A 14,660-nucleotide genomic window follows, 5' to 3' on the forward strand; every position below is an offset into this window, starting at 1 on the left:
GATGATGACGGAGTCCTCGAAGGAGAAGGTGATGGCTTCGGCGGCGTGGGCGAACTCCACGTTCTCCTTCAACGCCGCCAACTCCGCACGACTGTCACGGTCGACCTGTTCCCCGACCCGGTCCAGCTCCGCCGGATCGTCACCGGCGACGCGGAACTCCTGGAGCAGCCGGACGCGTGAGGCGCCGTCCTCCAACGGCTCGACGACCCACGCCCCACCCAGGGCGGCGACGGGCGGTTCGGTGGCGAGGAACTCGAAGTTGACCCGCAGTTCGGCCTCCTGGACGATGCGGCGCAGCCCCCAGGACCGCAGGTCACCGTGGAGGGTGTCCCAGACACGCAGTCGCTGCTCACCGGGTGGGCTGTCCTCGTGTGCGACATGCACGGTCGCGGGAAATATCTGGGGCCAATTGTCCGTCTCGGCGATCAACCGATAAACGATGGCGGCCGGGGCCGCGACGGTGATCTCGTGCGCCGTGCGGCGTACTCCCGCTTCAGTCATGCTGGGGGACTCCTCGTCCTTGAACGGCGCGGGATTCACGGGCGCCGGGTCCACCGCGGGTGGCCGTGGCCGGGCACCGACGAGAGGAACCGGACGACCGCGGTGCCCGCGTGAAACGTGTGGGGTGCCGTCCGCGGACGGGACGGCGGACGTGCCGACGGCATCGGGGCACCGGAGCACCGGAGCACCGGAGCACCGGAGCACCGGGGCACAGGGAGAACCTGGGGCACCGTCCAAAAGGGAATTGCCGCTGCCGGGTGGGCGATCCGGCAGCGGCAATCCGTGGGGGAGCCGTCATGGGCTCTGCCGAGGGACAGCGACCTACGACGGCCCGGCTCAGGCCCGGCGGCGGCCGCGAACCGCGGCCGGGCCGGGTCTTGACCAGGTCCTAACCGGCGGCGCGCGTGTGCACCACGCGGTAGGTGTTCGAGTCCTGCCAGGTCGACAGCGCGGCTACGCGGGCATCGACCTTCTGACGCGCCGGCGCGCGGTCCGCCTCGGGCGTGGCTTGGAACGCGTCGTACGCCTCCTTGCTGTCCCACTGCGCGTAGTTGACGACGAACTTGCCCTCGATACCGCGGGCCCGCAGACCACGCAGCACGGTGTGGGTGCGGTAGCCGGGCACATCCAGGAGCCACTCCTGAGACGCGCCGAGCGCGTCGACGAGGTCCTCCTGGCCCTCCTCCGCGACACCGAACAGCTCGATCACCGTGTAGTCGTCACGGTCCGGGGAGATCTCCGTGCCACCCAGCTCCGGCTTCGCCTGGGTGAAGACGATCTCGTTCTGGAGCAGCCGGATCGAGGTCGTGATCTCACCGAAGAGCGGCAGGGTGCGGTGCTTGAACTCCTCGCCCGCATAGCGTGCTTCGAGGTCCTCCGTGCTGCGCCACTGGATGAAGTTGGCGGTTCCCGGCTTGTCCACGCCGGCGTGGACGGTGCTGGAGATCCAACCCTCGTAGGCCGCGGAGTCGACGATCTCGCGCATCGCGTCGAGGAGCTTGACCTGCTTCTCCGAAGCGTCGGTCGAGAACAGGTTGAGAACAGTCAGGTGCTGACCGTCGGCTGCAATCTTCGGCATTCTCGTCTCTTCCATTCGAGGAAATGTGCACGAACGGCCATATCCGCTGGGCCGGTGTTCCCGATTCAGCATGGCAAGAGGAATGCTGGCAGCGAAAGGTGGTATCCGTCAGGATCCTGCGCAATTCTGTCAAGTTTTCGGAGGCGCCTTAAGATCTTCCTCAACTACGTCAGGTCTGTGAAAACGACCTTGGTCTCCCATTGGAATGGCCCACATGCTCGGGTAATGCATCCAGCCGAGGAAACAGATGAGATACGTGCCCTGCTGGACCGGTATCTGATCGGTCTCGACGACGAGGAACTCAACGACGCGTGGGCGTCGCGCCTGTTCACGCGCGATGCCCGGGTCGAGTTCCCCATGAGCGGCCACAAGGGCCTCGACGGCCTCGCCGCCTACCACCGTGAGTCGCTGGCGGCCTTCGCGGCCACCCAGCACCTGGGTTCGCCGGCCGTGGTGGACCGCCAGATCGAGGGCGAGGACGGCCGCGGGCGCGCCAGGCTGCGCGCCAACCTCGTCTCGACACACGTCCACCACCCCGGTGGCACCGGCCGACCGCTGTTCACCGCGGGCACCCTGGCGACGGGCGAGGCCGTGCGGACGGACGACGGCTGGCGGCTGGCGTCACTGTCGTTCCGTGTGCTGTGGACCGAAGGCACCCCCGCCGCGCCGAAGGCGTCGCGGTGAACACCCTGGCGGCAGCGGCCATCACGGAGTCGACGCTGGCGAGGTTGATGCTCGCGATCGGGATCGTGCTGCTGGCCGGCGCCGCTCTCGGCAGGCTCGCCCAACGACTGCGCCAGCCCGCCGTGGTCGGCGAGATCACAGCCGGCATCCTCCTTGGTCCCAGCGCTCTCGGACTGCTCCCCGGCAACCCGACCGAGTACCTCTTCCCCGCGCAGATACGGCCGTTGCTGTCCTCGGTCGCCCAAGTCGGCCTGGTGCTCTTCATGTTCGTGGTCGGCTGGGAGTTCGAGAAGCGACTGATCCGTCCGCACGCCCGCCTCGCCGCCGGCGTCTCGATGTCGTCCATCGCCGTGGCCTTCGGTTTCGGTGTGGCTCTGGCCCCCGTCCTGTACCCCGACCACGCCACCGTGGCCGGGCAGGAGATCTCGTTCATCGCCTTCGCCACTTTCCTGGGTACCGCCATGTCCGTCACCGCGTTTCCGGTGCTGGCCCGCATCCTCACCGAGAACCGGATGATGGGAACCCGGGTGGGCTCGCTGGCGCTCGCGAGCGCGGCCATCGACGACCTGCTCGCCTGGTGTCTGCTCGCCTATGTCTCGGCCCTGGTGGCCTCGGACGGCGACTACTCGGCCCTGGCCCGGATCGGCCTGCTCAGCGTCGTCTACGTCGCCGGGATGCTCCTGGTCGTAAGGCCACTGGTCGCCCGCCTCGTGTGGCGGTGGGCCGCCGCGGAACGCTGGTCGGCGCTGCTCGCGGTGCTGTGCGCCGGAGCGTTGGGATCGTCGGTGCTGACCACCTTCATCGGCATCCACGCGATCTTCGGCGCGTTCCTGTTCGGCTTCGTGATGCCACGCGAACCCACCCGTGTCCTGGCCGAGCACCTGCGCAAGCCGATGGACAACGTGAGCGTGGTCCTGCTGCCCGTGTTCTTCATCGTCACCGGCCTCGGTGTGAACCTCGGTTCCCTGACCGGCGGCGACTACATCGCTCTCGTTCTGATCATCACGTGCGCCTGCCTGGGCAAACTGATCGGCGCGATCGTCCCGGCCCGGATCGCGGGCCTGTCATGGCGCGACTCCAGGGATCTGGGCCTGCTCATGAACACCCGCGGCCTCACCGAACTGATCATCCTCAACGCGGCTGTCAGCCTGGGCGTCCTGGACGAGAGCATGTTCACGATGCTGGTGCTCATGGCGCTGGTCACGACGGCGATGGCGGGCCCCCTGCTGTCGGTGCGCCGGCGTCCATCTGCCGTGGCCCCACCGTACGAGACCGCGAAGTCACCGGAGGACCCGGACGCGCCGCGCGCGTCCGACACCGCCGGGGACTACATCACCCCACGGACCTGAGAGAGGGCCTGTCGTGATACCCGTTTCCTCAGCCACCACCGAGAACCTCGCCCCCGTCGACGGCCGCGCGCTGCGTGACGTGTGCGGCAAGTTCGCCACCGGTGTCACCGTCATCACCTCGGGCACCGGTGCCAACACCGCCGGAACCACGGTGAATTCCTTCTCCTCGGTCTCCCTGGAGCCGCCGCTGGTGCTCATCTGCCTGCACCGCGACTCCCGTCTGCTGCCCGTGATCCAGGAGTCCGGCGGCTTCGTCGTCAACGTCCTGACCCAGCAGCAGCGCGGGGTCGCGCACGCCTTCGCCCGCCGCGACTCGGCGCGCGTGGAGGACCTGCCGCACCACCGCTCGGAGGCCGGACTGCCGGTGCTCAGCGAGGCGTTGGCGTTCTTGGACTGCCGGCTGATGGCCGGTTACGACGGCGGCGACCACACCATCCTGCTGGGCGAGGTCGTCGAACTGGGTTCGTCGGCCGAGGGACAGGACCCGCTGGTCTTCTACCGGGGCTCCATGCGCGAACTAGACCGCGAGATCACCCGCCCGCCGCACTGAGTCACGCCGTCCGCGCGCACCGTGGAGCCACGAGGAGCCGTCACTGCCCGGGCTGCCGCTCAGCGTCCGGTGGACGCCTCCTCCGCCCGGTCGAACTCCACCCGCGCCTGCTCCACCTTGGGCAGGTTCTCCATGGACCAGTCCGTGAGGTGGGCGAAGAGCGGCGCCAGGCTGCGCCCGAGGTCGCTGATCTCGTACTCCACCCTGGGGGGCACCTCGGGGTGGTAGGTCCGCACCACGAGTCCGTCCCGTTCGAGCTGCCGCAGGCGCTGGGTGAGCACCTTCGGGGTGATCGTGCCGATGGTGCGCTGCAGCACCACGAAGCGCTGGCGTCCGAAGGCGTTGAGCGTCCACAGGATCGGCGTCGTCCACCTGCTGAAGACGAGGTCCACCACGGGCGCGACGGGACAGGCCTGTTCCGAGGTCACGTCTCCCGTGGCGCTGACTGTCGTACCCGACATGGCGGTGCTGCTCTTCATGCGAACCCTCCAGCGAGTCACTTTCCTCTAGGTACCTACTATACCGGCGATGCTAGCTTCCTGGAAGCCGCGGAAGAACGCCCCCCACAACGAGGCGGACGTCTGCGTCACAGCTCCCGCTCGTCCCGTGCTCCCGTCCCCTCTTGAATCCGTTCTGTGCTCCGAGGAGTGGCATGTCTGTCCAAGATTCGTCGCGAGTCTCCCCCGCGAATACGGCCGTAGGGCCCGCGCACCGCCCAGGGCTCATCCTGGCCTTTCTCTGCGTGGCCGGCTTCATGACCTTCCTCGACGTGTCGATCGTCAACGTCGCGTTGCCGACCATCGAGGACGAACTCAACATCTCCCAGACGGCACTTCAGTACGTCGTCACCACCTACGGCATGCTCCTGGGCGGCTTCCTGCTGCTGGCCGGCCGCCTCGCCGACACACTGGGCCGCCGCCGGATGCTCCAGACCGGGCTGATCCTCTTCGCCCTGTCCTCGCTGTTCGCCGGCTTCGCGCAGAGCTCGGCCACGCTGATCGGTGCTCGCGCCGCACAGGGCCTTGGCGCCGCCTTCATCGCCACCGCGGCACTCAGCCTGCTGACCAACAACTTCGAGGAAGGCGCGGAGCGCAACAAGGCGCTCGGTGCCTGGGGCGCGCTCAGCGGTGTCGCCGCCGTCGTCGGTGTCACCCTCGGCGGACTGCTCACCGACGGCCCCGGCTGGCGCTGGATCTTCTTCATCAACGTGCCGATCGGAATCATCGGTGCCCTGGTCGCCCCGAAGATCGTCGGTGAGAGCCGGGCCGCCGAGCGCACCCGCAGCTTCGACGTCGCCGGCGCCGTCGTCCTCACCGCCGGCCTGATCCTGCTCATCTTCACCCTCGGCCAGACCGTCGACGACTCCGACGTCCCCATGGGCCGCATCTACGGCGGATTCGCCCTCGCCGCGGCCCTGCTGATCGGCTTCCTGCTCATCGAACGCCGGGTCGCGGAGCCTCTGATGCCTCTCCGCATCTTCCGCCGCAAGTCCCTGCGGGCCGCGAACATCATCGCGATCCTGCTGCTCGGCACCTGCGTCAGCCTGTTCTTCTTCGCCAGCCTCTTCATGCAGCAGGTCCTGGACTGGTCGGCCGTCTCCACCGGCCTCGCGTACGTCCCGCTCGCCCTGACCACGGCGGTGGGCGCCGGCGTCGCCTCCCAGATCGTCACCAAGGTCGCCGCGAAGCCCGTCCTGCTGGTCGGCCTGGCCCTCCTCACCACCGGCATGCTGCTGCTGTGGCGCGCGCCGTCCGACGCCTCGTACCTCGTCGACCTGCTGCCGGCGTTCGTCATCTGCGGTCTGGGCCTGGGCTTCTCCTTCGTACCGCTGCAGATCTCCGCCTTCGCGGGCTCCGAGGAGCACGAGTCGGGTCTCGCCGCAGGCCTCATCAACACCTCCCAGGAGATCGGTGGCGCCCTCGGCCTCGCCGTCGCCGCCACCTACGCCTTCCGCCGGGTCGCTGAGCTGGAGGCTGAGAGCAACGGTGTGCCCGCCCTGGTCAAGGAAGCCCGGACCACGGTCTTCCACGACGCGTTCCTCATCAGCGCCGCCTTCGCGGCACTGGGTCTGCTGATCACCCTGGTCCTCCTGCCGCTGACCAAGGCCAAGGACGCGGTCACCACGCCGGTTGCCTGAGAAGGGAGCGCCCGGTGCCACCATCACCCCGACTGACCGTCCTGTCCGCCGAGGCCGAGGCGTTCCTGGCCGAGAACCACATCTGCACCTTCACCACGCTGCGCCCCGACGGCAGTCCGCACACGGCGCCCGTCCGCTTCACCTGGGAGAGCGAGAGCGGACTGGCCCGCGTCATGACCACGATGACGCGGCGCAAGGCCAGGAATTTGCTGGTCGCCCCGGGAAGTCGGGTGTCGGTCTGCCAGTCGGCCGGCTGGCGCTGGATCACCCTGGAAGGGGCGGCCACGATCTCCACCGACCCCGACCGGGTCATGGAGGGCATCCGCCGCTACACCAAGCGGTACCGGAGCCCACCGCCGCAGCCGCCGCACCTGGCGGTCGTCGAGATCCGGGTCGACCGGGTGCTCGGCGGCTGAGACCGGCCGCACCGGCGAAGGAACGCACCACGAGAGGGTGCCAGGAGCACGCGCTTCTGGCACCCTCTCGCTTCCCCTGAAGGGACCGCGCTTACATCGCACGCCGCGCGCCTGACACAGGCGCCGGAGATCTGACGAACTTGTCAGAGTCCTGTATTCGATCCCATTCAGCTTGCCCGGCCCACTCGGAATACTGAAGAAAACGCCAGCGGGAGAGGGAAGATGGACACCTTGAATGCCGATGTGATCATTGCCGGAGCCGGCCCTTCGGGACTCATGCTCGCGGGGGAGCTGCGACTTTCCGGGCTCTCCGTCATCGTGCTCGAACGTCTCACGGAGCCGATGCAGCAGTCGCGAGCCCTTGGATTCTCCGCCCGGACAATCGAGGAGTTCGGACAGCGCGGCCTCCTCGCGGAATTCGGCGAACTGGAGACCATTCCCGGAGGCCACTTCGGCGGAATTCCCCTCGACTACACCATCATTGAGGGCGGAAATTTCGGAGTCCGCGGCGTTCCGCAGTCCCGCACCGAAGGAATTCTCTTCAAGTGGGCCGTGGGACTCGGCGCCGAGATACGCCGGGGTCACGAGGTCGTCGGCCTGACGGACACCGGCGACGGTGTCGAGGTCGAGGTCACGGGACCCGAGGGCCCCCAACTCCTGCGCGCCTCCTACCTGGTGGGATGTGACGGAGCCCGCAGCGTGGTCCGCCGCCTGGCCGGCATCGACTTCCCGGGCACGAACGCCACCATCGAGATGAAGATGGCCGACGTGACGGGCATCCCGCTGCGGATCCGCCCGACCGGCGAGGTCGGCGAGTCCGGCATGGTCGTCGTCCTGCCGCTCGGCCCGCACGCCACCCGCGTCGTGGTCTTCGAGCGCGGCGCCGGTGTCCGGCCCACGCAGGAGCCGCCCACCTTCCCGGAGGTCGCCGCGTCCTTCGAGCGGGTGACCGGCGAGGACATCAGCGGCGCCAACGTGATCTGGACGAGCTACTTCACGGACGCCAGCCGTCAGGCCGCCCAGTACCGCAAGGGCCGTGTCTTCCTCGCGGGCGACGCCGCCCACATCCACCTGCCCATCGGCGCCCAGGGCATCAGCGCGGGCGTCGGCGACGTGGTCAACCTCGGCTGGAAGCTCGCCGCCGCGGTCAAGGGCCACGCGCCCGAGGGCCTGCTCGACACCTACCACGCCGAGCGGCACCCCGTCGGCGCCCGCGTCGTCGCCAACACCCTGGTCCAGCGCTCGCTCTACCTCGGCGGGCCCGAGATGCAGCCGCTGCGCGACATCTTCACCGAGCTGACCCGGATCGAGGACGTGGGACGCCACCTCGTCGGCGTGGTCACCGGCCTCGACATCACCTACGGCGCCGCACCGGGCGATCACCCGCTGCTCGGCCACCGGCTGCCCGACCAGGAGCTGCTCGTCGGCGGCGAGAAGTCGAGCACGTACGAGCTGCTCCACCACGGCCGGCCGGTCCTGATCGACGTGAAGGACAGTGCCGAACTGCGCACCGTGGCCGCCGCATGGACGGACCGTGTCGACGTCGTCACCGCCAGCCGCCCCGACAGCGGCGCCCCCGCGGCGAGCCTGCTGGTCCGCCCCGACGGATATGTCGCCTGGGTCGGCGTCGACGGCTCCTGCGAAGGCCTCGGACAGGCACTGACCGACTGGTTCGGCAGCCCGCGCCAGGAGGCCTGACGCGGCGCCCGGCCGGCATCCGGTCGGGCGCCGCGTCACCCCAGGAACTCCAGAACCCCAGAGCCCAAGGACCCCAGGAACCCAGGAAGAGGAGTGCGGTCTTGCCCACCAAGGCTGAGGCAACGGAAGCGGCCCCCAAGGCCGAACAGTGGAACGAGTGCGACGTCCTGATCCTGGGATCGGGCCTTGCCGGGTCGATCACCGGCGCGATCCTGGCTCGCCAGGGGGCGAACGTTGCTCTCATCGACGCCGGTCAGCATCCCCGGTTCGCCGTCGGTGAGTCCCAGAACCCGCAACTCGTCGAGTGGCTGCACATACTCGCCGTGCGCTACGACGTTCCCGAGATCAAGCACCTGCTCGACATCAAGGCGATCACCGAGCACATGGGCCCGCACCACGGCCGTAAGCAGAGCTTCGGTTTCGTGTCGCAGCCGAAGAACAAGGAACCCGACCCCCACGAAGCCACGATGTTCGTGATACCCAAGATGCTGACGGAGGCGATCCATCTCTTCCGGCAGGACACGGACTCGTACTACCTGAACGTCGCCGCGAAGTACGGCTGTACGCTCCGGCAGAACTGGCGTGCCACCTCGCTGGACTTCGACGACGACGGTGTCACCGTCACCGGTCAGAACGGCGAGGTGTTCCGGGCGAAGTACGTGATCGACGCTAGCGGGTTCCGCTCCCCGCTCGCCGAGAAGTTCGACCTGCGCGAGCAGCCGTCACGGCTCAAGCACCACGCGCGCTCGCTGTTCACGCACTACGTCGGCATCAAGCCGTACGACGACGTGTGCAACTACCCCGAGGCGCTGCGGCCGCCGGCCGAGTCGCCCTTCCACGGGGGAACCCTGCACCACCTCATCGAACGCGGCTGGTTCTGGATCATCCCGTTCGACAACTACAAGGACTCCAAGAACCCGGTCTGCAGTGTCGGTCTCACCTTCGACGAGCGGCTGTACCCCAAGCCGCAGGACATGACACCGGACGAGGAGTTCAACCACTACCTCGACATGTACCCGGCGGTGAAGCGCCAGTTCGACGGCGCCAAGCGGGTACGCGAGTGGGTCTCCACCGACCGTATCCAGTACTCCTCCCGGCAGACGGTGGGCGACCGCTGGTGCCTGATGTCGCACGCGGCGGGCTTCGTCGACCCGCTGTACTCCCGCGGTCTGTCCAACACCTTCGAGGTCGTGGACGCGCTGGCCTGGCGGGTCCTGGACGCGCTGAAGGAGGACGACTTCTCGGTGGAGCGCTTCGCCTACGTCGAGAAGCTGGAGCAGGGCCTGCTGGAGTACAACGACAACATCGTCAACAGCTCCTACATCGCCTTCAGCCACTTCCGCCTCTGGAACGCGGTCTTCCGCGTGTGGGCCTGCTTCACCACTCCGGCGACCATGCGGCAGATCCAGGCCCGGCAGAACTTCTCCCTGGACGGCGACGACCGTCACTTCAAGGAGATGGAGAACTCGCCCTACACGGGCCTGTGGTGGCCGGACAGCCCCGCCTTCAAGGTCCTCTTCGACACCACGGTGGAGACGTGCGAGCGGTTCGAGGCCGGTGAGATCGACGGGGACAAGGCCGCCGACATCGTGTTCGAGGCGATCCGGGACTGCGAGTCCGTCAACACGCCCTTCGGCTGGAAGGGCCCCGAGGACCTCCGGTTCTTCCGGGCCACGACCCCCACGATGATGAAGTTCATGTGGTGGGCCAGCACCCAGGGCCCCAAGGAGATGCGCGACTTGGGCCGTTCCATGCTCAAGGGCGTGGTCAAGAACGCCGCGCGCGGACGCAAGGTCTCCTGAGCAGCCCCTCTCATGCCCGGCGCCGGCTGCCCTTCCGCCTCCCCCCCCCCGGCGGGATCGGCCGCCGGCGCCGATCTCCGCCACGGCCTGTCCGCCGGGACCTCGCAGACCACCGTTACGTCTCCGCCCGCAGGCCGTGGATTCACCACGTAACCGCGTCAACCACTGGGACATCCGTGATCACTCGTAGAGCAATTCTCGGTGCGGGTACGGCCGCGGCCGGCCTGGCCGCCCTGCCCGCCACCTCCGTTTCCACCGCCACCGCGGCGAGCCGCAGCGCGTGGCCCCAGCTCACCGGCAGCTTCAAGGGCCGGATCGTGCTGCCGGACGACCCCTCGTACGGCGTGGCCAAGCAGCTCGAACTGGGCCAGTTCGACGCGGTCAACCCCAAGGCCGTCGCCTACTGCACCGACGCCTCCGACGTCTCGCTCGCGCTGCGCTTCGCACAGGACAACGGTGTGCCGTCCGCGATCCGCAGCGGAGGCCACAGCTTCGGCGGCTACTCGACCGGCCCGGGCCTGGTCATCGACGTGTCCGGTCTGAACGGCGTGTCCGTCGGCAACGGCTCCGTGGACATCGGCCCCGGCGCCATGAACGTGGACATCCTCAACAAGCTGGCTCCGCACGGACTCGTGGTCAGCGAGGGGGGCTGCCCGACCGTCGCGGCCGGCGGCTTCCTCCAGGGCGGCGGCTTCGGCTTCCTGACCCGGCCGTTGGGGATGGCCAGCGACGCCGTCACCTCGGCCCAGGTGGTGCTCGCCGACGGCCGGATCGTCGTCGCGTCGCCCACCTCGCACCAGGACCTGTTCTGGGCGATACGCGGCGGCGGTGGCGGCAACTTCGGCGTCGTCACCCGCTTCACGGTCACCCCGCACAGCGGCGACCAGATGGCCATGACCAACCTGATCTTCCCCTACGACCGCGCGGCGGACGTGCTGGACGCCACCACCCGCTGGCTCGTGGACGCGCCCCGCACCATCGGCGGCGGCGGATACGTGGTGCAGCCCGACGCCGCTCCCGGTTCGGTGCCGAACGTCAACGTCATGCTGGCCTCCCGCGGTACCCCGGCCGAACTGACCGCGGAGGCGGCCCGGTTGATATCCATGACGGGAGCTCCACTGGCCCGCCAGGACGCGGTGATGACGTACCGGCAGCTCATGACGCTGATCTTCGGATGCGGCACGCTCACCGAGGACGAGTGCAGGCGCGCGGACAAGACCCCCTCCGGGGTGCTGGCGCGCCCCGAGTTCGGGCTGGAGCGCACCCGGCTGGGGACCACTCCTTACAGCCACAGCGGCTGGGCCGACGTGATGACCGCTTTCGACGCCGACCGCGCCGCCGGGCAGGCCCGCTACCTCGACCTGCACTTCTTCGGGGGAGCGGCGAACGACCCGGCCCGTACCGCCACGGCGTACGTCCACCGCGACTCGTTGTTCTCGGTGAACTACCGGGTCCTGATCAACGACCCGGCGCACAACACGGCCGCCTCGCGGGACGTCGCCACCCGGTGGATCGACAACGGGTTCGCCGTCATTGACCCGCTGTCCAACGGAGAGACGTACCAGAACTGGATGGACCCCGAGCTGACGGACTGGAAGCAGTCCTACTACGCCGAGAACTACTCCCGGCTGGCCACGGTCAAGAAGGTGTACGACCCCGGCCGGTTCTTCTCCTTCGCACAGGGCATCGGCTCCACCGCCTGACCCCCGCCCCGGACAGCACGGAGGGGGCCGCCGTCGGTGACGGCGGCCCCCTGTTGACGGCGTGTCAGGGGCGACGCCCGTACCAGCCCACCAGCCTGTCGATGGCGGGAGCCTCCTCATGAACCTCCACCACGGGACCGAACGGCACCTGGCCACCGCGCGGTTCGGCCGGTACGGCGCGCCGCATGTTCGCCAGCGGCGCGGCGAGCATCTCCGGGTCCCACTGCGGGCTCTGGCCGGTCGCCTTGGCGATGTCCCACAGGTGCAGCACGAACTCGTTGGTGTAGATCACCGACGCGACCGCGCCCGGGACCGGACCCCACGGCAGCGCGATGTTCCGGCCCAGGATCTGCGGGTCGGACCAGACGGCGTCGAACTCCTTGGCCGACTCCGTCCACGCAGCGGCCCATCCACCGTCGGCGATGTCGTCGGCGAAGTGCGGAACGCTCATGAAGGATCCGCCGGCACCGAGCACGGCGACGCGCCGCAGCACGGAAACGATGTGGTTGGCGAGGTCCCGGACCGAGTAGTCCGGACAGGGTGTGGCGTTGTCGTACTGGTCGGGGCGGATGCCGGCGAGGACGCTCGGCGCCAGCGCGACCGCCTTGAACAGGCCGCCACGCGGGTCGGTGGACGGGCGGGCGGCAGGACTGCCGGATTCGCTCACGGTCTCTTTCATGTCTCCATCTTCCCGGCGAAACAGGCCACCTCATGGCCTCTTTGGAAGGGCCTCTCCGAAAGGGCCGACGCACACCATGAAGGCTGATCGTCTGGTCGCCACGCTGCTCTTCCTCCAGGCGCGGGGACATGTGACCGCGCGGCAGCTGGCCGCCGAACTCGAAGTCTCCGAACGCACGGCACGGCGCGATCTGGAGGCACTGGCCGTCGCGGGTGTCCCGGTGTACTCGCAGCGCGGACGCGGCGGCGGCTGGAGCCTGGTGGGCGGGGCGCGTACGGATCTGACCGGTTTCACCCAGCGGGAGATCGGGGCCTTGTTCCTGGCCGCGGGGCCGCTGTCCGCCTCTCCCGAACTCCGGGTAGCACTGCGGAAGTTGGTGCAGGCGGTCCCGGCGCCGATGCGTCCGCACGCCGAGGCCGCGTCCAAGGCGCTCGTCGTGGACGGCCTGGACCGGTCGCATGCCGCGCTGGCAGCAGGCGGCGGGCCGCACCACCACGCCCTGGAGCGTGCCGTGCTGGACCAGGAGAGGGTCACCCTCGGCTACCCGGCGCCGAATGATCCGCACCGCATCTGGACGGTCGACCCGCTCGGGATGGTGTGCAAGGCGGGGAACTGGTTCCTGGTGGCCGACACCGAGGAAGGGATGCGCTCCTTCCGGCACACCTGGGTCACCTCCGTGAACCCCACCGGTCAGCCTGCCCGGAGGCCGGACGACTTCGACCTGGCGTCGGCCTGGCGGGCGCTGGCCGAGGACGACGAACGGCGCATGCGTGCCGTACGGGTGCGCGCCGCGGTGGATTCCCGTGCGCTCGCCGACCTCGGGGAGCTCTTCGGTGACCGGCTGCGTGTCGGGTCGTTACGGCCTGACGGGCGCCATGACATCGAGGCCGACGGCCCGTCGATCGAGTTGCTCACCGCTCAGCTCGCCGGTTTCGGCGCCCGCGTCGAGGTGCTGGGACCCCCCGAGGCGCGCGCCCGTCTGGCGCGACTCGGCCATGAACTCATTGCTGTACACGGGCGGACGCACCGCTCCACCGTGTCGGCGCCAAGGAGTGAAAGTCACTATCCTCTAGGTACCTACTATATCGAGGATGTTAACGTCGCCGGTGTCACGGCGAAGGACCCCGTGCACGCACCGCGTCGAAGCCCCCGGCAGCGGCTTTCTTCCAGTAAAACCCCTGATAGAGGAGCTTTCTCATGATCGTTGTCACCGGAGCCACCGGCAATGTGGGCCGTCCGCTGCTCGCCGCTCTCTCCGCGGCGGGCGCAGATGTCACGGCCGTCTCGCGGCACCCGCTCGCCGGGGACACGCCGAAGGGTGCCCGCCATGTCCAGGCCGACCTGGGCAAGGCCGAAAGCGTGCGTGGCGCCCTGAAGGGGGCCGACGCCCTGTTCCTGCTGCTCGCCGGAGAACTGCTCGGCGGGGGTGAAAGCCCCGAGGCGCTGCTCACTGTCGCCAAGGAGGCCGGCGTACGCAAGGTCGTCCTGCTCTCCTCCCAGATCATCGCCACCCGCCCCGACTCCGTATCCCACAGCAGGCTGCGCGAGTTCGAGGACGCGGTTCGTGGCTCCGGGCTGGAGTGGACGATCCTGCGCGCCGGCGGGTTCGCCTCCAACGCTTTCGCCTGGGCCGATTCGGTCAGGTCCGACCGCACGGTGCTTGCCCCGTTCGGTGATGTCGCGCTGCCGGTCGTCGATCCGACGGACATCGCGGAGGTCGCCGCCGTGGCGCTCCGCGAAGAGGGCCACGCCGGACAGACCTACGAGCTGACCGGCCCCATCGCGGTCACCCCGCGCGAACAGACCGCCGCCCTCGCCGAAGTCCTCGGCGAGCAGGTCGCGTTCGTGGAGCTGACCCGTGAAGCCGCTCACGCGCACCTGTCGCAGTTCATGCCGCCGGGCGTCGTCGAGGGCACCCTCGACATCCTGGGTCTGCCGCTGCCGGCCGAGCAGACCGTCAGCCCGGACGTCGAGAAGGTCCTCGGCCGCCCGGCCGCGCCTTTCAGTGCCTGGGTGGCGCGCAGCCTGCCTGCCTTCAAGTAGAGCGGGCCCCGGGGGCCCGC

At 69.0% G+C, this 14,660-nt stretch carries 14 protein-coding genes; 10 read left to right on the forward strand and 4 right to left on the reverse strand.

Annotated elements, in window-relative coordinates; genetic code table 11:
* The coding region (locus ACFYPC_RS00005; protein WP_388668124.1) for an aromatase/cyclase at positions 1 to 501 on the reverse strand (501 nt) is incomplete at its 3' end.
* 388 nt (positions 502 to 889) lie between these two features.
* On the reverse strand, positions 890 to 1,579 hold the full coding sequence (locus tag ACFYPC_RS00010; RefSeq protein ID WP_388668127.1) for an antibiotic biosynthesis monooxygenase family protein: 690 nt from the start codon (positions 1,577 to 1,579) through the stop codon (positions 890 to 892).
* Between the two features lie 225 nt (positions 1,580 to 1,804).
* On the opposite strand from ACFYPC_RS00010, the gene ACFYPC_RS00015 reads away from it, so the two are divergent.
* From ACFYPC_RS00015 to ACFYPC_RS00025, 3 genes are read left to right on the forward strand one after another with little or no spacing between them, the layout of a single operon-like run.
* Positions 1,805 to 2,263 (forward strand): nuclear transport factor 2 family protein, encoded by a 459-nt coding sequence (locus tag ACFYPC_RS00015; RefSeq protein WP_388668130.1) that lies wholly within the window; start codon positions 1,805 to 1,807, stop codon positions 2,261 to 2,263.
* Positions 2,260 to 3,612, forward strand: coding sequence for a cation:proton antiporter (locus tag ACFYPC_RS00020; RefSeq protein ID WP_388668133.1), 1,353 nt, complete (start codon positions 2,260 to 2,262; stop codon positions 3,610 to 3,612). The genes ACFYPC_RS00015 and ACFYPC_RS00020 overlap by 4 nt, the downstream gene beginning before the upstream one ends.
* Before the next feature lie 13 nt (positions 3,613 to 3,625).
* Positions 3,626 to 4,162, forward strand: coding sequence for a flavin reductase family protein (locus tag ACFYPC_RS00025; RefSeq protein ID WP_388668136.1), 537 nt, complete (start codon positions 3,626 to 3,628; stop codon positions 4,160 to 4,162).
* Positions 4,163 to 4,221: 59 nt separating this feature from the next.
* Here the strand turns inward: ACFYPC_RS00025 and ACFYPC_RS00030 are convergent, their stop codons facing one another.
* Positions 4,222 to 4,623, reverse strand: a complete 402-nt coding sequence (locus ACFYPC_RS00030) for a winged helix-turn-helix transcriptional regulator (protein ID WP_388669940.1) — start codon at positions 4,621 to 4,623, stop codon at positions 4,222 to 4,224.
* Between the two features lie 191 nt (positions 4,624 to 4,814).
* On the opposite strand from ACFYPC_RS00030, the gene ACFYPC_RS00035 reads away from it, so the two are divergent.
* From ACFYPC_RS00035 to ACFYPC_RS00055, 5 genes are all read left to right on the forward strand, one after another.
* On the forward strand, positions 4,815 to 6,299 hold the full coding sequence (locus tag ACFYPC_RS00035) for an MFS transporter (protein WP_388668139.1): 1,485 nt from the start codon (positions 4,815 to 4,817) through the stop codon (positions 6,297 to 6,299).
* A 14-nt stretch (positions 6,300 to 6,313) separates the two neighbouring features.
* Complete coding sequence (locus ACFYPC_RS00040; RefSeq protein WP_388668142.1) at positions 6,314 to 6,715, forward strand: pyridoxamine 5'-phosphate oxidase family protein; 402 nt, start codon at positions 6,314 to 6,316, stop codon at positions 6,713 to 6,715.
* Positions 6,716 to 6,937: 222 nt separating this feature from the next.
* Positions 6,938 to 8,413 (forward strand): FAD-dependent monooxygenase, encoded by a 1,476-nt coding sequence (locus ACFYPC_RS00045; protein WP_388668145.1) that lies wholly within the window; start codon positions 6,938 to 6,940, stop codon positions 8,411 to 8,413.
* Positions 8,414 to 8,514: 101 nt separating this feature from the next.
* The gene (locus ACFYPC_RS00050) at positions 8,515 to 10,215 is read left to right on the forward strand and encodes an NAD(P)/FAD-dependent oxidoreductase (RefSeq protein ID WP_388668148.1); all 1,701 of its coding nucleotides are present in this window, start codon (positions 8,515 to 8,517) and stop codon (positions 10,213 to 10,215) included.
* A gap of 176 nt (positions 10,216 to 10,391) precedes the next feature.
* On the forward strand, positions 10,392 to 11,918 hold the full coding sequence (locus ACFYPC_RS00055; RefSeq protein WP_388668151.1) for an FAD-binding oxidoreductase: 1,527 nt from the start codon (positions 10,392 to 10,394) through the stop codon (positions 11,916 to 11,918).
* 64 nt (positions 11,919 to 11,982) lie between these two features.
* Here the strand turns inward: ACFYPC_RS00055 and ACFYPC_RS00060 are convergent, their stop codons facing one another.
* Entirely contained in the window at positions 11,983 to 12,597 is a 615-nt protein-coding gene (locus ACFYPC_RS00060; RefSeq protein ID WP_388668154.1) for a TIGR03086 family metal-binding protein, read from the reverse strand.
* 76 nt (positions 12,598 to 12,673) lie between these two features.
* Between ACFYPC_RS00060 and ACFYPC_RS00065 the strand changes: the two genes are divergently transcribed.
* Both ACFYPC_RS00065 and ACFYPC_RS00070 read left to right on the forward strand, forming a co-directional pair.
* On the forward strand, positions 12,674 to 13,798 hold the full coding sequence (locus ACFYPC_RS00065; protein WP_388668157.1) for a helix-turn-helix transcriptional regulator: 1,125 nt from the start codon (positions 12,674 to 12,676) through the stop codon (positions 13,796 to 13,798).
* Positions 13,795 to 14,640 (forward strand): SDR family oxidoreductase, encoded by an 846-nt coding sequence (locus ACFYPC_RS00070; protein ID WP_388668160.1) that lies wholly within the window; start codon positions 13,795 to 13,797, stop codon positions 14,638 to 14,640. The genes ACFYPC_RS00065 and ACFYPC_RS00070 overlap by 4 nt, the downstream gene beginning before the upstream one ends.
* Positions 14,641 to 14,660 lie beyond the last annotated feature (20 nt).

Origin of the sequence: Streptomyces sp. NPDC005808, assembly GCF_042871385.1 — a bacterium.
Taxonomy (GTDB): Bacteria; Actinomycetota; Actinomycetes; order Streptomycetales; family Streptomycetaceae; genus Streptomyces.

Bases quoted from the DNA above. Each gene is read 5' to 3' on its own strand.
- ACFYPC_RS00015 (WP_388668130.1), top strand. From the start codon at position 1,805: ATGCATCCAGCCGAGGAAACAGATGAGATACGTGCCCTGCTGGACCGG.
- ACFYPC_RS00045 (WP_388668145.1), top strand. From the start codon at position 6,938: ATGGACACCTTGAATGCCGATGTGATCATTGCCGGAGCCGGCCCTTCG.
- ACFYPC_RS00035 (WP_388668139.1), top strand. From the start codon at position 4,815: ATGTCTGTCCAAGATTCGTCGCGAGTCTCCCCCGCGAATACGGCCGTA.
- ACFYPC_RS00065 (WP_388668157.1), top strand. From the start codon at position 12,674: ATGAAGGCTGATCGTCTGGTCGCCACGCTGCTCTTCCTCCAGGCGCGG.
- ACFYPC_RS00070 (WP_388668160.1), top strand. From the start codon at position 13,795: ATGATCGTTGTCACCGGAGCCACCGGCAATGTGGGCCGTCCGCTGCTC.
- ACFYPC_RS00030 (WP_388669940.1), bottom strand. From the start codon at position 4,623: ATGTCGGGTACGACAGTCAGCGCCACGGGAGACGTGACCTCGGAACAG.
- ACFYPC_RS00010 (WP_388668127.1), bottom strand. From the start codon at position 1,579: ATGCCGAAGATTGCAGCCGACGGTCAGCACCTGACTGTTCTCAACCTG.
- ACFYPC_RS00060 (WP_388668154.1), bottom strand. From the start codon at position 12,597: ATGAAAGAGACCGTGAGCGAATCCGGCAGTCCTGCCGCCCGCCCGTCC.